Source organism: Micromonospora sp. NPDC051196, assembly GCF_040682415.1.
In the GTDB taxonomy this organism is placed as follows: Bacteria; Actinomycetota; Actinomycetes; order Mycobacteriales; family Micromonosporaceae; genus Micromonospora.
The window spans coordinates 253,826-276,967 of sequence record NZ_JBFBAY010000001.1; the positions used below are offsets into that span (position 1 = coordinate 253,826).

The following is a 23,142-nucleotide window of genomic DNA, read 5'->3' on the forward strand; positions in this document are numbered from 1 at the left end:
GACGTTAACCGAGTGGCTCGACCGATTGGCTGCCAGGCGCGACCTTCGTCCACAGGTCAGTGATCCGCAGGTCCAGTTCGGCCAGTAGACGCCGCAGCAATGGTAGGGACAACCCGATCACCGTGCTCGGATCACCATCGATCCGCTCCACGAACGGCCCGCCCAGGCCGTCGATGGTGAACGCCCCAGCCACCGCGAGCGGCTCACCGGTCCCGACGTACGTGGCGATCTCGTGGTCGCTGATGTCGGCGAAATGAACCACCGTCGAGGCCACCGCCTCCGCGTGGCGCCCCGCCCCGACGTCGATGAGGCAGTGTCCACTGTGCAGCACCCCACTGCGCCCCCGCATCCGTTCCCACCGCTCGGTGGCGTCGGCAGCGTCGGCCGGCTTGCCGAGGATCTGCCCGTCGAAGGCGAGCACGGAGTCGCAGCCCAGCACGAGCGTGCGCTGGTCACCAGCCGGCCGCAACCGGGCCAGCACCGCCTGCGCCTTCAGCCTGGCCAACTCCAGGCAGAGATCCTCCGCCCGCTCGGTCACCACCAGTGACTCGTCGACCCCGCTGACCAGCACGTCCGGCTCGATGCCGGCGGCTTGCAGAGTCTTACGGCGGGCCGGGCTCGCCGAGGCAAGCACCAGGCGAAGAGGCATGACATCAGGCACCCCGCCGACGTTACCGGTTGCCCGCCCGATCACGCCGCCGGCTCCCGGCGCTCATCGTCGCGTCGCGAGTAGCTCAGCGGCTGATCCGCGGCGGCGGATCATCGGACCTACGTCGGTGACGAACGAACAAGGCCCACGCACCACCTGCCGCCATCAGCACCCCCAGCGTGACCAGCCCACGCACGGTCGCCGCACTCTCACCATCGGCCTGCGGCGCGTCCGCCGCCGCCGTGCTCGGGCGAGCCCCGTCGGGCGCGGTCGGCGGCACCGACTCAAAACCCCTCGGCGGTACGTCTGCCGTCAACGCCGCCACCAGATCGATTACCCCGTAGCCATACTGGTCGTCCCGCCCCGGCGGCCCTTTGTCGATCGCGGTAGCCGTCAACCGATGGGCAACCTCATCCGCCGGCAGATACGGATACTTCGCCCGAACCAGCGCCGCCGCCCCCGCCACAATCGCCGTAGCCCCAGACGTACCAGTCCCGACACGATACTTTCCATTTATGCCGGTGCTAAAGATCTCAACGGCTGGTGCAACTACGTCTACTTCTGCTCCGGCGACGGAAACCTCGGCGTGTCTCCCTTGGTGATTAATTCCACCGACGGCAATTACCTGCGGATAGGCGGCGGGAAACCCCACTTGCCCGTCATGCGGCCGATTCCCTGCTGCAGCGACGATCAGGATGTCTGCCTGGGCTGCCTCCTGAATTGCCTGCTGCAACTCGAAGTCAGGGGAGCCGGTGGAGGATATGCTTATTACTCGCGCTCCGCCTCTGATCGCATATCTGATGGCCTCGCTAAGTCCTCTTGCCGTCCCATGATGTCCTCCTCGCTTGAAGCGAACGGGGAGAACTGTTGCTTCTGGTGCAATACCTAAGGCCCCCTTGTTGTCGGGCTGGCCGTGGGCGACGATTATTCCGGCCATCCCGGTTCCGTGGCCGTCATGATCTCGTCGGCCGTCACGGTACCTCTCCTCGGAGACGTCGGCACCCGGTAACAGGTTTTTTTTGAGATCAGTATGGGGGTGAACGCCTGTATCCAGAACAGCTACAGTAATTCCGAATCCCTTGCTTATCTTGTGGGCATCTTCGAGCATGAGGAATCTCAGATGCCATTGTTTACTGCGGATGCTGTTGACGTCGATAGTCGTTGGCTGCGTCGCCGCTTCGGCATTCAGTGTAAGGCCGGAGGGGGATGCAAGGATGAACGTGAGTAGCAGTGCAACCGGAGTATGCAAAGCCCTTGGCTTCACCGATCAAGGCCGATTGCTGGTCCGGGGTCGAAGGGTCCCTCCTCGTCAGGGGGCCGGACTATCGGGCTAACGCCTTGATCCGTTTTCCAGGGGTGATCAGGGTCCCAGTGGCGCGACTCCTCGGCGTCGTCCTTCTTGCTTCTAGACGCGTCGCCTGCACCGGGGTGCAAGGTGCTGAAGTTGGACAGCGTTCCGTTGAAGGGAACCATGAGGGATCCGCCACCAGCCCCTCTCCCGTTACCTGGGCGAGAGCCCGCTGCTCCTGTGGGCGCAGTTCCAGCTCCGCCGCCTCCGATTATTCCGCCTATAGGGTTAACTCTTCGAATGTCGCCCCCATTGCTCGCGGACGGTCGAGTGGTCCCAGGCGCAGAGAGCCCGCCGATTACACCCCCAGTGTTGACTGCTCGGGAAGGCGTAGTCGGGCTAGGAGCGCTTGCGCGTCCGTTTTGCCCACCTGGTGTTGGCCCTAGCCCTGGAATTGCGGTCCGCGCATCCGTAAGCGGTGGTTGTTTTGCCGTGTTAGGGCTGAAGGGCGGACCAAGGCTTTCAGCAACTGGTTTGACAGGGTTGGAGAGGGCTGGCCCTGGATTTGCTCCACCAAGCACCGGGCCGGTCACGGGTGGGCGGGGAGTAAGAACGCCTCTTCCGGGTGACGAGGATGGCCCACGCGGTACCGGTCCAGTCGATGGAGTGTGGGGTATAGGCACGATCGGGGGGATGATAGGCGCGGCTATGCCTCCTGCCGCAGGCCCTTCCGGTGAATGATCTCTTGCAGGCTGAATTGGGGGTCGTGAATTAGGAGGGGGTTGGCGGAGCATTGCTTGGGCTTGTTGGAGTTCGCTGCTGAGGCCGTACATGATGCCGCGCGCTCGGACGTTGAGGCGCTCCAGGTCGGCGTCGGTTACCGGAGATTCGCTGGCACGGCTGCCAGCGGCGGCTTTGGGGTCGGCTGCGATTTCCTCCCAGGTCCGCTTCTGCCGGAGTTTGCCGGCGTACTCCTCGTAGATTTTTCCCAGCTCGGTGCGGGTGCTGGTGATGGCCTGGGTGGCGGCGGACAGTGCGGTCTGGTTGGCGGCGGCGGCGTCGTGCGTACGCTGCACCTGGTCGATCAGGTCGTCCAGTTCGGTGACGTACGCCCGGGCGGCGGCGTTGGTGTCCGGCGGCCAGGCTCGGGCCAGGCCGTCGCGGTATGCCTTGAGCCGGGTGAGGTGCTGGCCGGCCAGGTCGCAGACCTTGCGCCAGCCGGCAACGTGCCGCCAGTGCTGTTCGGTCTGATGATCCTGCACGCAGGCCCACATGTCGGCGACGTTCATCAGGTACCAGTCGGTGAGGCCGCCACTGCGGCCGACGCCCACATCTCTCACGGCAGTACCACCGGTCCCGGCTGGTCGGGGCCGGTGGGGTCGGCGAACGACGTGGAGGGCACGGGTGGGGTGATGGCCGTGCCGGGCCGGGCGAGGGCGTGCCGGATGTCGGCGACCCGGGCGGCGGAGAAGGCGTCGGCGTCGCCGTAACGCAGCGCCACCTGATGGGCGGCTTCCGCAAGATGGCCGGTGGTGTGGCCGACGCCCCAGACGGCGTTGGCGGTGGCCTGCTGGGTCTCCCAGTGGGCGCGCATGAACTGCACCAACTCGATGAACGCGTCGGCGGGATTGGACACCTGGGTGAGCATGTCGCTGGCGATGTACCGCAGATGCGGGGTGTAGTTGCTCTCCACCTCGGCGCGTAGCCGGTCGGCGAATTCCCGCATCTGGCGGATGTCCGCCTCGATGTTGCGGTAACTGCCCAACCAGGACGCTGGTCGGTCCTCTTCAGGGATCATCGGCCCCTCCCAACCGTTACCGCCCGGTTCCCCAGAGTGAGATTAGTGGGTGCATGCCGTCCCCGGCAGCCCCGTAGCCGGCGCCGGACATCCGACCGAGCGCCGGGGATCCCAGCCGGTCGGGACGCCGCAGCGTCAGTGGGGCAGACCTGACGCGCGCCAGGCACCGGGACCGGGCAGGTGCCCGGTGCTTCTCGGTCGACCGCTGCGCGCCCAGCTGGACGCCGGTGCCGGGGTGGGTTCGGCAGCGGGCCGGGGGCGGGCGACGATCGCGCCCACCAACGCGGCCAGTTCCTCGGCGGTCGGCACGCCGCGCACGATCCGCAACAGCGGCTCTTCCCCACACATGCCACTTAGCGTACGCGTCGGCGGCTTGACCTTGGTCGCACAATGGCGTGCCGACGGTGTAGGTGTCAGCGCTGCCGGGTACCGTCTCTGCGATGTCAGACGCTTCCTCCTCCCAACTCGTCGCCGACCGGTACCGGCTTCTCTCGCCGCTCGGTCAGGGTGGCATGGGTCGGGTGTGGAAGGCGCGCGACGAGGTGCTGCACCGCGATGTCGCGATCAAGGAACTCGTACCGCCGCCGGGTCTGACCAACGACGAGCGCCGCGAGATGCGGGAACGCTCGCTGCGCGAGGCGCGGGCCATCGCCCGGCTCAACAACGTCAACGTGGTACGCATCTTCGACGTGCTCCGCACCGACGGTGACCCGTGGATCGTCATGGAGTATGTAGCGTCGCGTTCGTTGCAGGACACGCTCGCTGAGGACGGGCCGGTGTCGTCGGCCCAGGCGGTGGAGATCGGGCTCGGCGTGTTGAACGCTCTGAAGGCCGCGCACAAAGCGGGCATCATGCACCGTGACGTCAAGCCCGGCAACGTCCTGCTCGGCACCGATGGCCGGGTGGTGTTGACCGACTTCGGGCTGGCCACCATTCCGGGCGACCCGAACGTCACCCGTACCGGCATGGTGCTCGGGTCACCGGCGTACATCGCGCCGGAACGGGCCCGCGACGGCACCGCCGGGCCGGAGGCCGACCTGTGGTCGCTGGGCGCCACGCTCTACGCCGCCGTGGAGGGCAAGTCGCCGTTCGCCCGGCCGTCGGCGATCGCCACCCTGGCCGCGCTGGCCACCGAGCCGGTGCCGCCGCCGCGTAACGCCGGCCCGCTCAAGTCGGTGCTCAACGGGTTGCTCCGCAAGGACCCGCAGGAACGCATCACCGCCGAGTCCGCCGAGCGCATGCTCCGCAAGGCCAGCGGCCGGCGGGCCCGAAGCATCTCACTGCTCGACGGCGTACGCCGGCCGGGGCCGAACGGTCCGCGTGAGCCGCGCCCGCCGCTGGTGCCGGCGCCGCGTCCGTCCGGGGAACGACCGCCCACCCCGTCCGCGCCGGTCAGCCCACCCGCCCCGCGTACGCCGCCGGTCTCCGGCCCGCTCGCCGCCACTGGCGCCGCCGCGTCGAGCAGCACGGACGCCGCGCCGACTGCGAAGGTCGCACCCCCCGACGCCGCCCCGAACAGGGTGGACGCGGGTGCCGACGTGACGCAGCCGGCCAGCTCGGACGCCGCGCCCACCGCCCTGGTCCCGTCGGGCGCGGACAGCAGCGCGCAGCTGGATGGGCGCGAACCGACCTCGGCAGGTACCGGTACGAACAACGATGCCGGCGCGGCCCGGGCCGGCGACCCGACGGGTTCGGGGACCGCGAACTCCGGGGACGTTGTGGGTGCCGGGGTGGCATCCGGCTCGGAGTCCGGCCCCGACGCCGACGCCGAAACGGGGGAGACGGACCGGTCGGGCACGGCGTTCGCGGATGCCGGTGGCGCGAACGCCGAGCCGACGGCGAAGGCCGACCGGCCGACGTCCAGCGTCGACCGCGCGGCGGCCTCCGGTGAGCCGGCAGCCAGTTCGGACACCGAACCAACCCGCCGGGTGGATCCCGTATCGGCCGGGGACGACACCCGGGTCGTACCGCAGCGGACCTCGCTGCTGCCGGCGGATCCGGGGAGCCCGGCGCCGGCCGGCGGCTCCGTATTCATCTCGGGCTTCCTGCGCTCGGAGCGGAACCGGCGAGGGCTGATCGTCGGCGCCCTGGTCGCGCTGCTGCTGGTTGGTCTGGCGGTGGCGGTGCCGCTGCTGAACAGCGATGACGGTGGTAACGGCGGCACACCGCAGGACACGGCCGGCACCTCCGACGCGGTGACGGCGAGCAGCGAACCGGCTGCCCCGCCGCCCACCACTGCCGCCCCGCCCACCAGCGCCGCACCGCCGAGTCCGTCGGTCTCGCCCAGCACGTCCCCGCCGAGCAGCGACCTGCCGGCCGGCTGGACGATGCGTACCGATCCGGTCGGCTTCAAGGTGGCGGTGCCGGACGGCTGGCGGCGCAGTTCCGGCGGCACCTGGGTGAAGTACCGGGACCCGAACGGCGTCAGCGAGTTGACCGTCGACCGGACGGACAGCCCGCAGCGGGATGCGGCGGCCGCGTGGCGGGCGATCGAACCGGCCCGCAAGAACGTCCGTGGCGTGCAGGGGTACCGGCTGATCGACATCTCGCCGCTGGACTGCAAGTGGCGGACCTGCGCCGACTGGGACTGGTACCAGACCCGCAACGGGGTCGAGATCCGGGTCCGCAACCGAGGCTTCGTCACCGCCAGCAACCGGGGTTTCGCCCTGCGCTGGGAAGTGCCTACCAGCGAGTGGGAAGCGCAGTTGCCGAACTTCGAGACGGCCTTCCGGGAGTTCGTGCCCGACCGTCAGGACTGACCGACAGGCATGACCTTTCGCCGTTCGGGGTATCTGATCTCCGACGACGGAAGGGAGGCCCGAAATGGGTTACCGAGGAAGGGACGCCCGACCCAAGCTGGCACTGTGGACGCTCGTGGTGCTCGGCAACGTCGTACTGCTGGTCGCCGCTGCCGGAGTCGCGGTGCTGGCGACCCTGGTGAGCCTGATGACGCTGGCCGGGGCCGCGCTCGCCGGCTGGCACCTCACCCGCCGAGGTAGCGTCACCCGCCGTGGTGGCATGACCGTGCCGGTCGCGCTGGCCTCCCGACGCCGGGCCTGAGCAGCGCGACGAGGAAGACAACGAACGCGGACCGGCGTCCGTGACGAGATGGGACGCCGGCCCGCTCGCGGGCGTACGTCAGGTGTTGTTGGCCAGGGCGATCAGGCGGCTGCGGTCGCCGTTCCAGTAGTTGCGGTCAACGGCCCCGCTGATGCCGGCGACGCGGCCGGAGTCGGTGTACTGCCAGAAGCTCCAGAACGGAGCGCCGGCCGGCAGGGCGCCCACCGAGGACGACCAACGGGCGATCCAGAGCGGGTGATTGTTCCACGGGCCGCTCCAACTGCCGGTGCACTGGTTCCAGAAGCTGGTGGTGGTGTAGATGACCGCGTAGCGGCCGGTGCGTGAGCGGTAAGTGTTCAGGAAGTCCTGCACCCAGTTGCGCATCGCGGTGGTGCTCAGGCCGTAGCAGTAACCGCCGCTGTACGGGTTCGCCTCCAGGTCCAGCGCGGCAGGCAGGGTACGGCTGTCGGCCGACCAGGCGCCACCGTTGGAGGCCAGATAGTTGGCCTGGACCGCGCCGGAGGAGATGTTGGGCCGGGCGAAGTGGTACGCCCCGCGGATCACCCCGGCGTGGTACGCGTTGACGTAATTGGTGTTGAAGTTCGGGTTCTTGTAGCTCGTACCCTCGGTGGCCTTGATGAAGGCGAACTGGATGCCGGCGTTGCGGACGCTCGTCCAGTTGATGGTGCCCTGGTAGCGCGAGACGTCGATGCCGGGCACGGTGGCCGCCGCGGCGGGGGTCGCGGTGGCGACGAGCCCGGCGGCGACGGTGGCGAGCACGGTGAGTGCGGCGGCGGTCAGCCGACGCAGCGAAGATCTGGCCTGACCCATGGCGTCCTCCTGAGACGACGATCAATAGACAGTCATCTTTGGGTGGGGTCGCTCGGCTGGGCAATAGAGGAAAATATAATTTTCGATGTCCGGCTTGTGGTGCGAGCACACCTGGTTATCAGCGCAAGGTGGCCGGATCGATCTGCCAACGGAACGGCTCGGCGAGAGTCAGCGTCTCCCCGGCCTTGGCCACCCGGTCCTCGACGTAGTGCCCGCCGTCGAGCCGGTACAGCCGCAGCGAGTGGGTGTCACCGTCCTGCTCGACCAGCAGATACCAGGGAATCCGGGCGATCGCGTAGAGCTGCATCTTGAGCACCCGGTCGGCGGCCGCGTTGCCCGGCGAGACGATCTCACCCACGAGCACTACCTCGGCCGCGTCCAGCACCGTTCCCTCGTCATCGGCGTCGGTGACCACGAGATCCGGGATCACGACGCGATCGACGCCGAGCCGGACGTTGATCGCGTCGTAGACCGAGAGGTCGTTGACCTCCGCCGCAGCCTCGATGCTGTTCGCCAGTCGCCTGGCGACTCGCTGATGCCGTCGGCTCGGAGCAGGGCTCACGATCAGGCTCCCGTCGAGCAACTCGATCCGGTCATGGGTCTCGCCCATGGCGAAGTAGTCGTCCTCCGTCCAGAGGCCGACGTGGGGTTCCAGAGGGGCTGCGCTCACCGGCGTACACCTCCCGATCCGATCGCCACCCGGTCAGTCTCACACGATACGGGCGGTTGGCCCGGCAATGACACCGGAACGCGGCCGGTAGGCTCGCGCCCCATGGTGTCGATCGAGGGCATGACGGAGTTCTGGGACCGCCTGGTCGGCGCGCAGCCCGACCCGCCCCCGCTGCTGGTGCTGCTCACCGGCGTGGCCGCGCTGCTGGTGGTCAGCACCCGGCTGCCGTGGCGGATCGCCCGCAACGCGATCACCATCGCGCACGAGGGCGGCCATGCCCTGGCCGCGCTGCTCACCGGACGCAAACTGCGCGGCATCCGACTGCACTCGGACACCTCGGGACTGACCCTCTCCGCGGGCCGCCCCACCGGCCCTGGCATGGTGCTCACCCTGCTCGCCGGCTACCTCGCGCCGCCGCTGGTCGGCCTGGGCGGGGCGTGGCTGCTGGCCGGTAACCGGATCACGCTGCTGCTCTGGCTCGCGGTGATCCTCTTGCTGGCCATGCTGGTCATGATCCGCAACCTGTTCGGGGTGCTGTCGCTGCTGGTCACCGGCGGAGTGGTGCTCGCCGTCTCGTGGTACGCCAGCCCGCAGGTGCAAGCCGCCTTCGCCTGGACCAGCGTGTGGTTCCTGCTGCTCGGTGGCGTACGGCCGGTGATCGAGCTGCAACGGCTGCGTACCCAGCGCGGGATGCCCGCCTCCGACGCCGACCAACTGGCCGGCATAACCGGGTTTCCGGCGTTCTTCTGGGTCGTCCTCTTCGGTCTGGTCAACCTGGCCGTGCTGGTCGTCGGCGGTCTGATGCTGGCCGGCCCGCTGCTCACGGAGGCCGGCATCACCTGGTGACCCGAGCGCCCGGCGCCGACCCGTTCGCACGCCGTGGCAACCGCGCCCACCCCCTGGTGCGTGTCCTCTACGACCCGCAGGGAGGTGGCAGGTGCCGGACGTCGACGGGTTCGACGAGTTCTACCGGGGCAGCCGACATCGGTTGCTCGGCTTCGTCTACGTGCTCACCGGTGATCTGGGCGAAGCCCAGGACGCCGTTCAGGAGGCGTACGTCCGGGCGTGGCAGCGTTGGTCCACGGTAGGTGGCTACGACGACCCCGAGGCGTGGGTACGCGTGGTGGCCAGCCGGCTCGCGGTGAGCCGCTGGCGCAGTCTGCGCAGTCGGGCTCGGGCCTACCTGCGGCACGGCGCGGTGGAGAGCGTCCCCCCACCGGGCACGGAAACCGTCGAGGTGGTCGCCGCCCTGCGTCGCCTGCCCGAGGAACAGCGGGTCGCGATCGCGCTCTACTACCTGGTCGGCCTGCCGGTCGCCGAGGTGGCACGGCAGACCTCAGCTCCCGTCGGCACGGTCAAGGCCCGCCTGTCCCGGGGGCGCACCGCACTCGCCGGGCTGCTCGCCGTCTCTGACCTGGAGGAGGCCCCCGGTGCGTGACGAGATGACGTTCGTCGAGCGGCTCCACAACGACCTGCGGGACGTCCGCTGGCCGGAGCCGGAGGTGCTGCGGGAACGGGCCCGCCGCCGACGGCGCCGGGCCATGGTGGGTGCGGCGACTGCGGTGCTGGTGCTGGCCGGTGGGCCGACGATCGCGCTGACGGGACTCGTGGCGCCGCGGGCCTCAGCGCCACCGACCACCGCGTCACAGCCGCAGACGTCGCCAACGGCGTACGCGGAGATTCCACACGAGGCGCTGGTGCAGCCGGAGGATCTCAGCACCAAGACCGATCCGCCGCTGGGCCAGGCGGGCCTCGGTGAACCGGTCAGGATCGACCACATGCTGCTGGTCTGCCTCGAGGAGCAGGACCGGACGGCGTACTGGGAGCTGTCTCGGTACTCGCGTTCGCAGACCCTGATGCGGCCGACCGCGGATGGCACCCGTCGACCGGCCGACGTGGTTTTCGGCCAGAACGTCTACCGGCTCGCACCGGAGGCCGTTGCCGGCTTCTTCGTGCGGCTCGACGCGCTGCTCGCACCCTGCACGAACTGGCGATCGAAGGGCGAGTCCGAGTGGGGGGATCGGATCGCGCGGGCCGAGGCGGACCACCGCTGGGAGGTGATCGACCGCGACTTCGCCGGCGACGAGGCGATGCTTATCCGGCACACCGTGATGGCGACCCGCAACCTGGACACCGGTGAGAGCCGGGGGCCGGCACGCCCTGTGACGACCGCCGTGCTACGGGTCGGCGACCTGGTCACGGTGCTGGCGCTCGGCCGCGACGGCACCGAGTCGGAGTTGCGCCGGGTCGCCACCATCGCCGCCGCCCGCCTCTGCACAGCCGCCAACCCCCCCTGCTAACCCCACCCCACCCCCACCCTGCCCACCCCCACCCCACCCCCACCCTCACCCCGCCCCCACCCCGCCCCCGCCCTCACCCCACCCCTCGCGGCCGCGATCTTGCACTTTCGGTCGGTGCTTAAGGGGTAAAAGCCGCATAGGGGCGACGCAAAGTGCAAGATCGCGGCCGCGAGGGCGGGGCGGGGACGGCCGCGCGGGCGGGGCGGGGCGCGGGCGGGGGCGGGCGGGGGCGGGCGGGGGCGGCTGCGGGGGCGAGGGCGGCAGGGGTGGGTGGATGATGAGGGTGGGGGATGGTGGGAGGTGGTGGATGGACTCGGTGAGTGGCTTCGAGGTGCATCGGTCTCACCTGGACGGCGTGGCGTACCGGATGCTCGGCAGCCGGGCCGACGCGGAGGACGCGGTGCAGGAGGCGTGGCTGCGCTACTGCGCCGCCGGCCCCGAGGGGATCGACGACACCCGCGCCTGGCTCACCACCGTGACCGCCCGGATCTGCCTCGACCTGCTGCGCTCCGCCCGGGTACGCCGGGAGGCGTACGTCGGGCCATGGCTGCCGGAGCCGGTGGTTTCGCGGCTGCCCGGGCCGGGCGGTCCGGCGGGATTCGCGCCTGATCCGGCCGATGCCGTCACCCGCGCCGACGAGATCAGCTACGCCCTGCTGGTGGTGATGGAGCGGCTGACTCCGGAGCAGCGGGTGGCCTTCGTCCTGCATGACGTCTTCGCGGTCCCCTTCGACGAGATTGCCGTGGCGCTCGACACCACGCACGCGGCGGCCCGACAACTCGCCTCGCGGGCCCGCCGCGCGTTGGCCGCTCACGACCTGTCACACCGTCCGGCCGACCGTGCCGAGCAGCGCCGGGTGGTCGCCGCGTTCGTCGCCGCAGCGCGGGCCGGCGACCTGGACGGGCTGCTCGCCGTGCTGGCACCCGGTGCGGTGGCGATCGGCGACGGCGGCGGGGTCGTCCCCGCCGGCCGCCGGCCGATCGTCGGCGCGCTTCCCGTCGCCCGGTTCTTCATCGGCCTGCTCCGCCGGGCAGCGGCGCAGGCCGCCACCGTGCTGGTCGAGCCGGTGCTGGTCAACGGGGACCTGGGCCTGCTCGTCGAGATGAGGTCTCGCGAGGTGGCGAGTCTCCGGCTGACGATGGCCTTCGCCGTCGCCGATGGTCGGATCACCGGCATCTTCGACCAGTTGAACCCGGCCAAGCTCGCCGGGGTACCGGCCCTCACCGATCAGCGCGCGCTGCCTCGGTGATCTGTACGTCCCACGGCACCGGGCAGGCGTCACCGCTGGTGTAACCCTGGGCGGTCAGCCCGAGCGCATGGTTGGTGCGGGCCCGCATGTTCTCCAACGCGATCGCGTAGGTCAGCTCCACCAGTTGCGCGTCATCGAGGTGTCGACGCAACTCCTCGACCATCTCGTCGGTGACCGTCATCGGCAGATCGGTCATCGCGTCGGCGTACCGCAGCGCGAGCCGCTCCACCTCGGTGAACGCCGCCGAATCCGGGTACCGGGGCAGCTCCCGATGCCGCGCCACGGACAAGCCGGCCTTCAGCGTCAGCATCGTGCCGAAGTCGACGCACCACGAGCAGCCGACCCGGGTGGCCACCCGGTGGACCACCAGGTCGCGCAGTTCCGTGCTGAGCCGGCTCGCGGCGCGTTCGTACGCCAGCTCGTGGATCGCGCTCGTCCACATGATCCCGGGGTGGCGTGCGGTGGCCCGGAACGGTTCCGGCACCTGGCCGAAGCGGCGACGGGCGAACCGGAACCCGAGCCGGGTCAACCAACCGACCTGACTGTCACTGAGCAGAGGAATTCGTGTCATGCAGGCGGGACGAGGCAGGGCCCGAGAATGTGACGCGAGGTGAGCCAGGACACGCCTCGGTGACCGGCCGCCGCGCCACGGTCACAGCGGGATGTTGCCGTGCTTCTTCGGCGGCAGGGTTTCCCGCTTGGTACGCAGCACCCGCAGCGCCCGGACGATCTGGGTACGCGTCTCGTGCGGCGCGATCACCGCGTCGACGTACCCGCGTTCGGCGGCGATGTACGGGTTGGCCAGGGTGTCCTCGTACTCGGCGATCTTTTCGGCGCGGACGGCGGCCGGGTCCTCGGCGGCGGCCAACTCCTGCCGGTAGAGGATGTTCACCGCGCCCTGCGCGCCCATCACCGCGATCTGTGCGGTCGGCCAGGCGAAGTTCAGGTCCGCCCCGAGGTGCTTGGAGCCCATCACGTCGTACGCCCCGCCGTACGCCTTGCGGGTGATCACGGTGACCTTCGGCACGGTGGCCTCGGCGTACGCGTAGATGAGCTTGGCGCCCCGGCGGATGATGCCGTCCCACTCCTGGCCGGTGCCGGGCAGGAACCCGGGCACGTCCACAAAGGTCAGTACCGGGATGTTGAATGCGTCGCAGGTCCGCACGAACCGGGCCGCCTTCTCGCTGGCGGCGATGTCCAGCGTGCCGGCGAAGTGCATCGGCTGGTTGGCCACCACACCGACCGGCCGCCCCTCGACCCGGCCGAAGCCGACCACGATGTTCTGCGCGTAGAGCGGCTGGACCTCCAGGAACTCCCCGTCGTCGAGCACGTGCTCGATCACCCGGTGAATGTCGTACGGCTGGTTGGCCGAGTCGGGGATCAGCGTGTCCAGTTCCCGGTCCGCGTCGGTGACGGCCAGGTCCGCGTCGACGGGGAAGACCGGCGGCTCGTCCAGGTTGTTCGACGGCAGGTGGGACAGCAGCGCCTTGACGTAGTCGACCGCGTCGGCCTCGTCGGTGGCGAGGTAGTGCGCGTTGCCGCTACGGGTGTTGTGGGTGCGGGCCCCGCCCAACTCCTCCATGCCCACGTCCTCGCCGGTGACCGTCTTGATGACGTCGGGGCCGGTGATGAACATGTGCGAGGTCTGGTCGACCATCACGGTGAAGTCGGTGACCGCGGGGGAGTAGACCGCGCCGCCCGCACACGGCCCCATGATGAGCGAGATCTGCGGGATGACGCCGCTGGCCCGTACGTTGCGGAAGAAGATTTCGCCGTAGAGCCCGAGCGACACCACACCCTCCTGGATGCGGGCGCCGCCGGAGTCGTTGATGCCGATGACCGGGCAGCCGATCTTCATGGCGAGGTCCATCACCTTGACGATCTTCTCGCCGAAAACCTCGCCGAGGGAGCCGCCGAAGACGGTGAAGTCCTGGGCGAACACGCAGACCTGCCGGCCGTCGATGGTGCCGTAGCCGGTGATCACCCCGTCGCCGTACGGGCGGGTGCGATCCAGCCCGAAGTTGGTGGACCGGTGCCGGGCGAATTCGTCCAACTCGACGAAGGAGCCCTCGTCGAGCAGCAGTTCGATCCGCTCACGGGCGGTCTTCTTGCCCCTGGCGTGCTGCTTCTCCACGGCTCGGGCGGATCCGGCGTGCACCGCCTCGTCGACCCGTCGCGCCAGGTCCGCCAGCTTGCCGGCGGTGCTGTGCAGATTGCTCCCGGTCTCGGTAGTCACCCACGGAATATAACGATGGTTCAGGTCGCCGGCGCTCGGCAGTAGGGGGAAACCGTAGGCTGGCGGGATGCCGGGTTCGCCGTACACCGATCTGGACCGTCCGCCGCTGTCGGCGGCGCGGCTGCGTCGGGCGCTGGTCGCGCCCTACGGTCCGTGGACGCGCCTGGAGTTGCGCGCCGAGACCGGCTCGACCAACGCCGACGTCGCCGAGGCGGCCCGCAACGGCGAGCCGGAGGGCCTGGTCGTGGTGGCCGAGCGGCAGACCGCCGGCCGAGGGCGGCGCGGCCGGCTCTGGCAGTCGCCGCCGCGCGCCGGCATCGCGACCAGCGTGCTGTTGCGGCCCGGGGAGGCGGTGCCGGACCGTGGCTGGCTGGCCGCACCACCGGCGGGGTACGGCTGGCTGCCGTTGCTGGCCGGTGTGGCGTTGGTGGAGGCGGTCGGCCGGCTGGCCGAGTTGGACGCCAGCCTGAAGTGGCCGAACGATCTGCTGGTCGACGGGGCCAAGTGCGCCGGCATCCTCGCCGAGGCGGTGCCCGGTCCCACCCCCGGTGACCCGCCCGCCGTCGTGCTCGGCATCGGGCTGAACGTCACGCTGCGCGCCGACGAGTTGCCGGAGAATCCGACCGGCCTGCCGGCCACCTCGCTGCAACTGGCCGGTGCGACGGCCACCGACCGGGATCCGCTGTTGCGCGCCCTGCTGCGCTCGCTCGCCGACTGGTACGCCCGCTGGCGAGCCGTCGGCGGCGATGCGAGTGCCAGCGGCCTGCACGAGGCGTACCTGAAGGTCTGCGCCACCGTCGGCCGCGAGGTCCGCGCCCTGCTCCCGGACGGCACCGAACTGACCGGCACCGCCACCACCATCACCCCCGAGGGCCACCTGGCCCTGACCACCCCCCACCCCACCCCCACCACCCACTCCCTCCCCGCCGCCGACCTCCTCCACCTCCGCTAACCCCACCCCCACCCCCACCCCACCCCACCCCACATCGCGCCGATCTTGCAGTTTCGGTCGGGATGAATGGCGTGTATCGGGCATAACGGGGACGGTAAGTGCAAGATCGCGCAAAGGGTGGGGTGAAGGTATGGGTGGACGGGTGAGGAGGGTGGCCGCGTGGTGGATGTGGCGAGGAGGGGGTGGGGGGTTAACGTCTGCGCGTCCGGTTCTGCGAGGAGGTATCCGTGGCGTTCCCCGAAGACGTGCTCACCGAGGACGAGCACGTCGTGTTGCACCTGCGTCCGCACTGGAAGGCCCTGATCCGGCCGGTGGCGGTGCTGGTGCTCGCCATCGCCGCGGTGGTGGTCGGTCTGGTGTTCCTACCCTCCGGTGGAGGCGGCTCCATCACCCTTGCCGTGATCGGCGGGCTGGCGGTGCTGGCCGTCATCGTGCTGGGGGTGTGGCCGTACATCGTCTGGCGCACCACGCACTACCTGTTCACCAACGAGCGGGTGGTGCTCCAGCACGGGGTGTTCTCCCGCGAGCGGCGGGACATCCCGCTCAGCCGGGTCAACGACCACTCGATGAACCAGCAGTTCGTCGGGCGTGTGCTGGGCTACGGCACGCTCACCATCGAGTCGGCCGGTGAGCGGGGCCAGTCGGTGCTGCCCGACGTGCCGAAGGTCGACCGGGTCCAGACCAAGCTCTACGAGCTGGTCGAGGCGTTCCACGACAAGCACTCGTTGGGCGACGGCGAGATGCGCGAGATCCTCGCCGAACGCGACAACAAGTCCGGCCTCTGAACTCTCGCTGGTGCAGGAGAACGTCCGCCCGCCTCGGCTGGTGCACGGGAACCGATATGTCGGCGAAAACGCCCGCCAGCGCTGCGCTGGCGGGCGTTTCGGGTGTCGGGAGGGTCAGCGGCGCCGGAAGCGGCGGTGCGCCGGGGCGGGCTGCAGCTCGGCCGCCAGTTCGGCCTCCAGCTCCTTGTCCAACGCCGCGGTGAGTTCGGCCTCCTTGCTCAGGGCGGCGGCGCGGGGCTGGAGCGGCCGGGGAGTCAGGCCCGTTGGCCGGGTGGCCGACGGTTGCTCCTCCTCCAGCTCGGTGACGGACTCGGCGAGTTCGGCTACCGGATCCATCCCGGCCATCGTGTCCCACTCGTCGCGTGGCAGGCCCTGCCAGGTCTGCTTGGTCTCGGCCGGCGCGGCGGGCTGGAAAACGAAGGTGCGGTACGACCAGAAGCGGAACAGGGTCGCCAACACCACACCACCGGTCTTGGCGACGTTCAGCGCCAGCAGGCTCGTCATGCCCAGCCCGTACTTGGCGGCGGCGAGAACACCGAGTTCGATCAGCAGGCCCACTCCGTTGAACAGGAAGAACAGGGCGTATTCCCGCTGCATGGCCGATTTCGGACGATCTCGGTACGTCCAGTGCCGATTCATCAGATATGACGTGATCGTCGCCACCACCGTGGCGACCACCGTCGCTTTCAACTGACCATCGACAAAAACGGTGAGTGCCAGCGCGTTGAACACCGCGTAATTGATGACGGTGTTGATGCCGCCGACCAGGCCGAATTTGAGCGCCTCATGGATGAACTTCTGCCAGCGCTCAGGCAGCAGACGGACAAGAGGCATAAGTAGCACCTTAGGGCAGTGGGCTCGGGCCGGCAGGCTCCGGCCCGACGGGTGGGCGGCAGGTCACGCCGCGCGGTCCCGGTTCACTTCCGGAGTGACTGGGGTTCCCTCATCTACGAAGACGAACCGCCGGTACGACCAGAATCGGAACAGCGTCCCGAGGCCGGTGCCCACGACGAAGCTGGCGATGTTGTCGGCGAGTCGGGTCTGGAAGACCTCCGGCCAGATGCTGCCCAGGCCGTACCGGCTGATGGCCAGGCAGGCCACCGCGATGCCCAGGCCCACCGCGTTGAAGAAGAAGAACAGGGCGTACTCGCGCGCCGGATGGGAGCGCTTGCGGTGCCGCCACGTCCAGAACCGGTTGCCCAGGAAGGCGAAGGTCGCCGCGATCACCGTGGCGATCGTCTTCGCCGTGATCTGTTCCACCCCGCCGGGGCCGATCAGGTAGTTGAACAGGGCGAAGTCGATGAGAAAGGCCACTCCGCCCACGGTCGCGAACTTGCTCATCTCGCGCAGAAGGTGACCGAAACGGTCGCGCAGGGAGTGGACCAGACCCGGTCGGGGCTGCCGGGAGCCTGGCTCCCCGGTCATCGTCGCGGCCACCGTGGCAGCGTACCGGTTGGCGGCCCCGTAGACGGGGAGCAACGGCTTCCGGGATCCACCGGCGCGGCGGTGCGGGCAGGCACGAACGGAGCGTAGCCGGACATGTCCAATCCGGAGTTGGTTTCCCCTGCCTCTCATCGAGTGGCAAAGCGCGCCGGCCAGCGGGGTGGACGGAGGTCCGCCGCAAGATTTGCGTGAAACTGCGCGTGAAAGCGGGTAAAGGGCCGTGAAGCGGCAGCGTGCCCGTGCCTTGTGCAGTTCTTCACAACCAGTCCCACTGACTGGGGAGGTCCCTCGGTTTACGCTGAGCCTAATCCCAGGTTTCCACGAAGGCGACGCACATCGCGCGCCGAGACTCGTGCACTCCATAGACCGGTCAGCGTCGACCACAAGGAGATTTGTCATGGTTGCTCCGGCCACCGTTCGGGGTATCGATCAGGCCCCGACGTCCCACCCCAAACTGCTCGCCTGGGTCCGTGAGGTCGCTGAACTGACCACCCCTGACCAGGTGGTCTGGGTGGACGGGTCCGATCAGGAATGGCGCCGCCTCACCGATGAACTGGTCGAGGCCGGCACCCTTATCCGGCTCAATCCCGAGAAAAAACCCAACTCGTTCTACGCGCGGACCGACCCGACGGACGTCGCCCGCGTCGAGGAGCGGACATTCATCTGCTCGGTGGACGAAGCGGACGCCGGCCCCACCAACAACTGGATGGCGCCCGCCGAGATGAAGCGGGTCATGACGGATCTGTACCGCGGCTCGATGCGCGGTCGGACGATGTACGTCATCCCGTTCGTGATGGGTCCGGTCGAGGCCGAGAAGCCCATGTTCGGTGTGGAGATCACCGACAGCCCGTACGTCGTCGCCTCCATGCGGATCATGACCCGGATGGGTGCCAAGATCCTGGAGGCGATGGGCGACGACGCGGACTTCGTGCACGCCCTGCACTCGATCGGCGCTCCGCTGGCTCCCGGCCAGCAGGACGTGGCCTGGCCGTGCAACGAGACCAAGTACATCTCGCACTTCCCGGAGACCCGGGAGATCTGGTCGTACGGTTCCGGCTACGGCGGCAACTCGCTGCTCGGCAAGAAGTGCTACTCGCTGCGGATCGCCAGCGTCATGGGCCGCGACGAGGGCTGGCTCGCCGAGCACATGCTGATCCTCAAGATCACCTCGCCGGAGGGCAAGGTCTACCACATCGCCGGTGCCTTCCCGTCGGCCTGTGGCAAGACCAACCTGGCCATGCTGGAACCGACCATCCCGGGCTGGAAGGTCGAGACCATCGGTGACGACATCGCCTGGATGCGCTTCGGCCCGGACGGCCGCCTCTACGCCGTCAACCCGGAGTACGGCCTGTTCGGCGTGGCACCCGGCACCGACTGGAAGACCAACGCCAACGCCATGCGGACGTTGGACCGAGGCAACTCCATCTTCACCAACGTCGCCCTGACCGACGACGGCGACATCTGGTGGGAGGGCATGGGTGAGCCGCCGGCGCACCTGATCGACTGGAAGGGCAACGACTGGACGCCGGAGAGCGAGAACCTCTCCTCACACGCGAACAGCCGGTTCTGCACCCCGATCACCCAGTGCCCGATCCTTGCCGAGGACTACTACGACCCCAACGGCGTGCCGATCGACGCGATCCTGTTCGGTGGCCGGCGCCGGGACACCGTACCGCTGGTGACCGAGGCCCGGGACTGGGTGCACGGCGTCTACATGGGTGCCACGCTCTCCTCGGAGACCACCGCCGCCGCCTCCGGCGCGGTCGGTGTGGTCCGCCGCGACCCGATGGCGATGCTGCCGTTCATCGGCTACCACGGCGGCGACTACTTCCGGCACTGGATCGAGATGGGCAAGGGCACCGACGGCGACGAGTCGAAGCTGCCCAAGGTCTACTACGTCAACTGGTTCCGCAAGGACCCGGACGGCAACTTCCTGTGGCCCGGTTTCGGCGAGAACTCCCGCGTACTCAAGTGGATCATCGAGCGGATCGAGGGCCGGGCGGAGGCCGTCGAGACGCCGATCGGCATGGTCCCGACGCTGGACTCCCTCGACGTCGACGGCCTGGACATGACTCCGGAGGACGTCCGGATCGCGCTCAAGGTCGACCCGGACGAGTGGCGCAACGAGTTGCCGATGGTCACCGAGTGGTTCGACAAGTTCGGCGACAAGCTGCCCGGTGTCCTCTGGGCCGAGCTGGACGCCCTGCGGGCCCGACTCGACGCGGAGCAGCCGCAGCGCGGGGTGTGATCGACGCGGGATTCGAGGCATCATCGGATCCCATGAGGACGGCCGCCGAGACCGAGGTCCGGCGGCCGTCCGCCGTCCGGGCCATGACCGTGCTGCTCGCCGTGACCGCCGCGGCCACCGTCGTGGTCGAGGTGCTCAACTGGTGGTACGCCCCGGAGCAGGGCTTCGGGCTCGCGGTACGCACCGGCTGGGCGATGCTGCGATCGATCGGCTTCCTGCTGCTGATCGGCCACGTACGCCGAGGCCGTACGGTGGCCCGTCCGCTCGGCCTGATCCTCGCCATCACCACCGTCTTCGCGGTGGGTCGACTGATCGTGCCCCGGAACGGCATGCCACCGTTGCCCGGCCTGCTCGGGTTTGCCCTGCTCGCGGCACTGTGCACCGCCGTGGTCTGGTTGCTGTACCGCTCCCCGGCCATCGCCGGGCATCTGGTGCGGCACCGGCCCCGGCTGGTCATCGACCGGTCCGGCATCTTCTGGCGGGAGACCCCACCGCGTCGACCGGAGGCCAACGCCTGGCTGTTGACCAGCCGGGTCGCCGCCTTCACCTACAGCCCGCTGATGCTCGTACCGGCCCTGGTCGCCGTCGCGGAGATCCTCGACGGCCGGCCGTTCGCCCTGCCGGCGGTGCTGTTCTGGCTGGCGGCGGGTATCGCGACCAGCTACCTGGTGTTGTTCTGCACCGCGATTCTGATGCGCGGCAAACGCTGGGCGGGCACCCTGCTCGTGGTGATCACCCTGGCCGTGCTCGCGGTGGACCTGCCGTTGTGCTGGTGGTTACTCGGTGTGGATGGGCTGATCCGCGACGGCGCGCCACTTCTCGCCGCAGCGGTCCTCGCCCTCTACGGCGTACGCCGTGCCTCCACCGCCGCGCCCGCCTCCTGAGCTGGGGCGATTCGACCGGGTCTCGACCGCTCGGTGCGGTATCGGCCACCGGCACGCTCGGCTGCGCGCGGGCTCGCTACTCTGCAAGTGATGACTCTGCGGAAAGTTCTCTACTCCGTCTACGAGCGGCGGCTGACGGCCAAGCTCGCGGGCCGTCCGGTGCCCCGCCATGTGGGCGTGATGTGCGACGGTAACCGCAGGTGGGCCCGGGAGATGGGCTTCGTCGACCCGAACGACGGGCATCGGATGGGTGCCGAGCGGATCAAGGAGCTGCTGCGGTGGTGTGACGCGGCCGGGGTGGGGCATGTGACGCTCTGGCTGCTCTCCACCGACAACCTCTCCCGGCCCGCAGCGGAACTGGATCCGCTGCTCCAGATCATCGAAGATCTGACCACCGAGCTGGCTGAGGCGGGCAACCCCTGGCGGCTGCGGATGGTGGGCGCGCTCGACGTGCTGCCGGCGCACCACGCCGCAGCGCTCAAGGCCGCCGAGGAGCGGACCCGGGACCGCAGCGGCGGCGCTCAGGTCAACATCGCCGTCGGGTACGGCGGCCGCCGGGAGATCGCCGACGCGGTCCGCTCGCTGCTGCTGGAGCACGCGGCGAACGGCGGCACACTGGAGGAGTTGGCCGGTTCCCTCGACGTCGACGACATCTCGGAGCACCTCTACACCCGCGGCCTGCCGGACCCGGATCTGATCATCCGGACCAGTGGCGAGCAGCGGCTGTCCGGCTTCATGCTCTGGCAGTCGGCACACTCGGAGTTCTACTTCTGCGAACTCAACTGGCCGGATTTCCGGCGCGTCGACTTCCTCCGCGCACTGCGCTCGTACGCCACCCGTCAGCGCCGTTTCGGGGCCTGACCGGGGCGGCCGTTCTCGGGGCCGTCAGGTCAGGTGGTGGGTGGCCTCGGTGAGGAAGTCGCCCAGGGCGGCCGGGGAGTCGATGGTGAGGTCGGCGGCCTCGGCGACCTCGGCGCCGGTCTCCGGGTTGGCGACGGCGACGCAGACCCCCAGGAAGTCGGCATCCGCGGCGGTGCGGGCCCGCAGCGCGGCGAACGCCTTGATGTCGGAGACGTCGTCGCCGAAGTACCAGGCGCCACCGGCGGACTGCACCAGCTCGTCGATGACCATGCCCTTGTCCCGGTCTACCGGCGGCTTGACCTCCAGCACCATCCGCCCGACCTGCACCCGCAGGCCCAGGCGTTCGGCCTGGGCGCGACCCCACTGCTCGACCGTGTCGGCCAGCTGCGGCGCGGTACGCCAGTGCAGGGCCACGGACAGCCGCTTGTATTCCACCAGGGCCTGTGGCGGTAGTTCGGCCCGGGCCAGGTCGGCGAGTTCGGCCATGGTGGGCACGAATGGCAGGGCGGCCGGCTCGGTGACCGTCTCGCCACCGGAGTGGCTGTGCTCCAACCCGTACAAGCCGTAGAGATCCACGCCGGTCAGCCCGTCGAAGTGCTCCCGAAGGAACTCGACGGGCCGGGCGGAGACGATCGCGATCCGGCGTACCACCGGGGCGAGTGCCTCGATCGCGGCCAGCACCTTCGGCGCGGGCTGCACCTTCGTCGGATCGTCGGCGACCGGCGCGAGTGTGCCGTCGAAGTCGAAGAAGAGCACGGTCTCGGCCGCCCGGTCGGCGGTGGCCCGCCAGGCCTCGTCGGCGTTCAACGGGATCTTCGGCTGCTGGTTGCCTAGATTCAACGGTGGCACGCGCGAAAGCGTACCCCGGCTTTCGGCGATCAATCCTGGCCTGAGGTTGGCTCGTTTGGCCCTTGCGATCAGCGTTCGGCGGCTCCCCGTCCGCGCCGTCCGAACGGCACCACGGCCGCCTCCTGGCCGTGGCTGAGCAGATAGCCCTCCACGAATCCGGTGTTCCGGTCGCCGGTGTGCGCCTCGATCTCCCGGAGCCGCTCCACCAGGAACTCGGTGAGCGCGGTGAGCCGGTCGTTGAGCCGCTCGTGCAGCTCAGCGAGCACGGCCAGGACGATCGCGGTGCTCGCGGCGGCGAGCGCGAAGAGGTTGACGAGCAGGGGAAGCTGCCCGCCGTCGAGGGCCAGGGTCACCGCGTTGCCGGTGACGCAGAGCGTCACCGAGATTGTCGCGACCACGACTGCCGACCATTTCAGGGTCATGAAGACCCTCCTTCTGTCCCGCAGGGCTGGGTTCGGCCTTGTCCCGTCCCCCCGCCGACGACGAGCCCAAGCAGTACAAATACGGACGCTAGCGCGCCCGATCCCGGCCCGAAGCGAAACGAATGAGGCTGACCTGCTGTTCTTTCGCCATCTGAGGAACTAGCTGGCCGCTTCCCCACGTTTTCGGACACCAGTCGGCAGGGTCGGCCGGTATGCGAGATAACGGATGGTTTCTCGGATGTGGAACTTCTCCGCGTCCGAGACGCCGGGGTCGACCAGCCGACGCAGCAGCGCCTCGACGTCGGGGTCCATCGGCGGGGGTGTCGGGGCGCCCCGGTGCCGGGAGGCGGTCCGATCCCAACCGAGTGCCGCGAAGGCCACTGCCGGGTCGAGGCCGAGGCCTTCGCAGAACGCCACCACCCGCTCGGCCTCCGGGTCGCTGGCCCAGTCGCCGCGTACCCAACGGTTGATCGTCTGCCGTGAGACACCGGTACGCCGGGAGACCTCGGTGCCGCTCCACGCCCGGGTGGCACGCGCCTCGTCGAGGGCCCGACGGACGAAGGTGGCGAAGGCGATCTTCCGTGCATTGGCGGTCTCGGTCACCTCGTGACCGTACG

Annotated in this window: 24 protein-coding genes; 11 read left to right on the forward strand and 13 right to left on the reverse strand. The window is 69.4% G+C overall.

Going from position 1 to position 23,142, the window contains the following annotated elements:
* Positions 1-4 precede the first annotated feature (4 nt).
* The 4 genes from AB0M35_RS01225 to AB0M35_RS01240 all read right to left on the reverse strand — a co-directional run bounded on the left by AB0M35_RS01225 (position 5) and on the right by AB0M35_RS01240 (position 4,083).
* Positions 5-661: a nucleoside triphosphate pyrophosphatase gene (locus tag AB0M35_RS01225; protein ID WP_363740257.1), complete on the reverse strand. Its 657-nt coding sequence runs from the start codon at positions 659-661 to the stop codon at positions 5-7.
* A gap of 73 nt (positions 662-734) precedes the next feature.
* Positions 735-1,913, reverse strand: coding sequence for a type VII secretion-associated serine protease mycosin (gene mycP / locus AB0M35_RS01230; RefSeq protein WP_363740258.1), 1,179 nt, complete (start codon positions 1,911-1,913; stop codon positions 735-737).
* A 1,360-nt stretch (positions 1,914-3,273) separates the two neighbouring features.
* Entirely contained in the window at positions 3,274-3,735 is a 462-nt protein-coding gene (locus AB0M35_RS01235) for a hypothetical protein (protein WP_363740259.1), read from the reverse strand.
* A 135-nt stretch (positions 3,736-3,870) separates the two neighbouring features.
* On the reverse strand, positions 3,871-4,083 hold the full coding sequence (locus tag AB0M35_RS01240; RefSeq protein WP_363740260.1) for an acyl-CoA carboxylase subunit epsilon: 213 nt from the start codon (positions 4,081-4,083) through the stop codon (positions 3,871-3,873).
* Positions 4,084-4,175: 92 nt separating this feature from the next.
* Here AB0M35_RS01240 and AB0M35_RS01245 point away from each other — a divergent pair, with 92 nt between their 5' ends.
* A complete protein-coding gene (locus AB0M35_RS01245; protein ID WP_363740261.1) occupies positions 4,176-6,494 on the forward strand; it encodes a protein kinase in 2,319 nt (772 codons plus the stop codon).
* 64 nt (positions 6,495-6,558) lie between these two features.
* The gene (locus tag AB0M35_RS01250; RefSeq protein ID WP_363740262.1) at positions 6,559-6,795 is read left to right on the forward strand and encodes a hypothetical protein; all 237 of its coding nucleotides are present in this window, start codon (positions 6,559-6,561) and stop codon (positions 6,793-6,795) included.
* Positions 6,796-6,873: 78 nt separating this feature from the next.
* Here AB0M35_RS01250 and AB0M35_RS01255 read toward each other — a convergent pair whose 3' ends face one another.
* Positions 6,874-7,626 carry a GH25 family lysozyme gene (locus AB0M35_RS01255; RefSeq protein WP_363740263.1) on the reverse strand — a complete coding sequence of 251 codons (753 nt, stop codon included), beginning with the start codon at positions 7,624-7,626 and terminating at the stop codon, positions 6,874-6,876.
* 118 nt (positions 7,627-7,744) lie between these two features.
* On the reverse strand, positions 7,745-8,296 hold the full coding sequence (locus tag AB0M35_RS01260; protein WP_363740264.1) for a Uma2 family endonuclease: 552 nt from the start codon (positions 8,294-8,296) through the stop codon (positions 7,745-7,747).
* Positions 8,297-8,398: 102 nt separating this feature from the next.
* On the opposite strand from AB0M35_RS01260, the gene AB0M35_RS01265 reads away from it, so the two are divergent.
* From AB0M35_RS01265 to sigJ, 4 genes are all read left to right on the forward strand, one after another.
* On the forward strand, positions 8,399-9,142 hold the full coding sequence (locus AB0M35_RS01265) for a M50 family metallopeptidase (RefSeq protein ID WP_363740265.1): 744 nt from the start codon (positions 8,399-8,401) through the stop codon (positions 9,140-9,142).
* 91 nt (positions 9,143-9,233) lie between these two features.
* Positions 9,234-9,734, forward strand: a complete 501-nt coding sequence (locus AB0M35_RS01270) for a SigE family RNA polymerase sigma factor (protein ID WP_363740266.1) — start codon at positions 9,234-9,236, stop codon at positions 9,732-9,734.
* On the forward strand, positions 9,727-10,596 hold the full coding sequence (locus AB0M35_RS01275) for a hypothetical protein (RefSeq protein ID WP_363740267.1): 870 nt from the start codon (positions 9,727-9,729) through the stop codon (positions 10,594-10,596). The genes AB0M35_RS01270 and AB0M35_RS01275 overlap by 8 nt, the downstream gene beginning before the upstream one ends.
* 307 nt (positions 10,597-10,903) lie before the next feature.
* Positions 10,904-11,845, forward strand: coding sequence for an RNA polymerase sigma factor SigJ (sigJ, locus tag AB0M35_RS01280; RefSeq protein WP_363740268.1), 942 nt, complete (start codon positions 10,904-10,906; stop codon positions 11,843-11,845).
* On the opposite strand, the gene AB0M35_RS01285 is transcribed toward sigJ, so the two are convergent.
* Together AB0M35_RS01285 and AB0M35_RS01290 are read right to left on the reverse strand one after the other, a co-directional pair.
* Entirely contained in the window at positions 11,817-12,416 is a 600-nt protein-coding gene (locus AB0M35_RS01285) for a carboxymuconolactone decarboxylase family protein (RefSeq protein ID WP_363740269.1), read from the reverse strand. The two genes, sigJ and AB0M35_RS01285, sit on opposite strands and share 29 nt — an antisense overlap.
* 81 nt (positions 12,417-12,497) lie before the next feature.
* The gene (locus AB0M35_RS01290; protein WP_363740270.1) at positions 12,498-14,081 is read right to left on the reverse strand and encodes an acyl-CoA carboxylase subunit beta; all 1,584 of its coding nucleotides are present in this window, start codon (positions 14,079-14,081) and stop codon (positions 12,498-12,500) included.
* Between the two features lie 67 nt (positions 14,082-14,148).
* On the opposite strand from AB0M35_RS01290, the gene AB0M35_RS01295 reads away from it, so the two are divergent.
* Positions 14,149-15,033, forward strand: coding sequence for a biotin--[acetyl-CoA-carboxylase] ligase (locus AB0M35_RS01295; RefSeq protein WP_363740271.1), 885 nt, complete (start codon positions 14,149-14,151; stop codon positions 15,031-15,033).
* Positions 15,034-15,260: 227 nt separating this feature from the next.
* Entirely contained in the window at positions 15,261-15,818 is a 558-nt protein-coding gene (locus AB0M35_RS01300; protein ID WP_363740272.1) for a PH domain-containing protein, read from the forward strand.
* A gap of 114 nt (positions 15,819-15,932) precedes the next feature.
* On the opposite strand, the gene AB0M35_RS01305 is transcribed toward AB0M35_RS01300, so the two are convergent.
* Positions 15,933-16,652, reverse strand: a complete 720-nt coding sequence (locus tag AB0M35_RS01305) for a GtrA family protein (RefSeq protein ID WP_363740273.1) — start codon at positions 16,650-16,652, stop codon at positions 15,933-15,935.
* A gap of 63 nt (positions 16,653-16,715) precedes the next feature.
* Positions 16,716-17,243, reverse strand: coding sequence for a GtrA family protein (locus tag AB0M35_RS01310; protein ID WP_363741827.1), 528 nt, complete (start codon positions 17,241-17,243; stop codon positions 16,716-16,718).
* A 415-nt stretch (positions 17,244-17,658) separates the two neighbouring features.
* Between AB0M35_RS01310 and AB0M35_RS01315 the strand changes: the two genes are divergently transcribed.
* The 3 genes from AB0M35_RS01315 to AB0M35_RS01325 all read left to right on the forward strand — a co-directional run bounded on the left by AB0M35_RS01315 (position 17,659) and on the right by AB0M35_RS01325 (position 21,254).
* Positions 17,659-19,509: a phosphoenolpyruvate carboxykinase (GTP) gene (locus AB0M35_RS01315; RefSeq protein ID WP_363740274.1), complete on the forward strand. Its 1,851-nt coding sequence runs from the start codon at positions 17,659-17,661 to the stop codon at positions 19,507-19,509.
* A 32-nt stretch (positions 19,510-19,541) separates the two neighbouring features.
* On the forward strand, positions 19,542-20,393 hold the full coding sequence (locus AB0M35_RS01320; protein WP_363740275.1) for a hypothetical protein: 852 nt from the start codon (positions 19,542-19,544) through the stop codon (positions 20,391-20,393).
* Positions 20,394-20,483: 90 nt separating this feature from the next.
* Positions 20,484-21,254, forward strand: coding sequence for an isoprenyl transferase (locus AB0M35_RS01325; RefSeq protein WP_363740276.1), 771 nt, complete (start codon positions 20,484-20,486; stop codon positions 21,252-21,254).
* A 24-nt stretch (positions 21,255-21,278) separates the two neighbouring features.
* Here the strand turns inward: AB0M35_RS01325 and otsB are convergent, their stop codons facing one another.
* From otsB to AB0M35_RS01340, 3 genes are all read right to left on the reverse strand, one after another.
* On the reverse strand, positions 21,279-22,103 hold the full coding sequence (gene otsB, locus AB0M35_RS01330) for a trehalose-phosphatase (RefSeq protein WP_363740277.1): 825 nt from the start codon (positions 22,101-22,103) through the stop codon (positions 21,279-21,281).
* Between the two features lie 68 nt (positions 22,104-22,171).
* Positions 22,172-22,525 (reverse strand): hypothetical protein, encoded by a 354-nt coding sequence (locus tag AB0M35_RS01335; protein WP_363740278.1) that lies wholly within the window; start codon positions 22,523-22,525, stop codon positions 22,172-22,174.
* Positions 22,526-22,684: 159 nt separating this feature from the next.
* Positions 22,685-23,128, reverse strand: a complete 444-nt coding sequence (locus AB0M35_RS01340; RefSeq protein ID WP_363740279.1) for a helix-turn-helix transcriptional regulator — start codon at positions 23,126-23,128, stop codon at positions 22,685-22,687.
* Between the last annotated feature and the right edge of the window lie 14 nt (positions 23,129-23,142).

Excerpts from the sequence above, each read along its gene's own strand:
- AB0M35_RS01250 (WP_363740262.1), top strand. The coding sequence starts at position 6,559 with ATGGGTTACCGAGGAAGGGACGCCCGACCCAAGCTGGCACTGTGGACG.
- AB0M35_RS01255 (WP_363740263.1), bottom strand. The coding sequence starts at position 7,626 with ATGGGTCAGGCCAGATCTTCGCTGCGTCGGCTGACCGCCGCCGCACTC.
- AB0M35_RS01235 (WP_363740259.1), bottom strand. The coding sequence starts at position 3,735 with ATGATCCCTGAAGAGGACCGACCAGCGTCCTGGTTGGGCAGTTACCGC.
- AB0M35_RS01305 (WP_363740273.1), bottom strand. The coding sequence starts at position 16,652 with ATGCCTCTTGTCCGTCTGCTGCCTGAGCGCTGGCAGAAGTTCATCCAT.
- AB0M35_RS01310 (WP_363741827.1), bottom strand. The coding sequence starts at position 17,243 with ATGACCGGGGAGCCAGGCTCCCGGCAGCCCCGACCGGGTCTGGTCCAC.
- AB0M35_RS01335 (WP_363740278.1), bottom strand. The coding sequence starts at position 22,525 with ATGACCCTGAAATGGTCGGCAGTCGTGGTCGCGACAATCTCGGTGACG.
- AB0M35_RS01295 (WP_363740271.1), top strand. The coding sequence starts at position 14,149 with ATGCCGGGTTCGCCGTACACCGATCTGGACCGTCCGCCGCTGTCGGCG.
- AB0M35_RS01285 (WP_363740269.1), bottom strand. The coding sequence starts at position 12,416 with ATGACACGAATTCCTCTGCTCAGTGACAGTCAGGTCGGTTGGTTGACC.
- AB0M35_RS01265 (WP_363740265.1), top strand. The coding sequence starts at position 8,399 with ATGGTGTCGATCGAGGGCATGACGGAGTTCTGGGACCGCCTGGTCGGC.
- AB0M35_RS01315 (WP_363740274.1), top strand. The coding sequence starts at position 17,659 with ATGGTTGCTCCGGCCACCGTTCGGGGTATCGATCAGGCCCCGACGTCC.
- AB0M35_RS01240 (WP_363740260.1), bottom strand. The coding sequence starts at position 4,083 with ATGTGTGGGGAAGAGCCGCTGTTGCGGATCGTGCGCGGCGTGCCGACC.
- AB0M35_RS01245 (WP_363740261.1), top strand. The coding sequence starts at position 4,176 with ATGTCAGACGCTTCCTCCTCCCAACTCGTCGCCGACCGGTACCGGCTT.
- sigJ (WP_363740268.1), top strand. The coding sequence starts at position 10,904 with ATGGACTCGGTGAGTGGCTTCGAGGTGCATCGGTCTCACCTGGACGGC.
- AB0M35_RS01325 (WP_363740276.1), top strand. The coding sequence starts at position 20,484 with ATGACTCTGCGGAAAGTTCTCTACTCCGTCTACGAGCGGCGGCTGACG.
- AB0M35_RS01320 (WP_363740275.1), top strand. The coding sequence starts at position 19,542 with ATGAGGACGGCCGCCGAGACCGAGGTCCGGCGGCCGTCCGCCGTCCGG.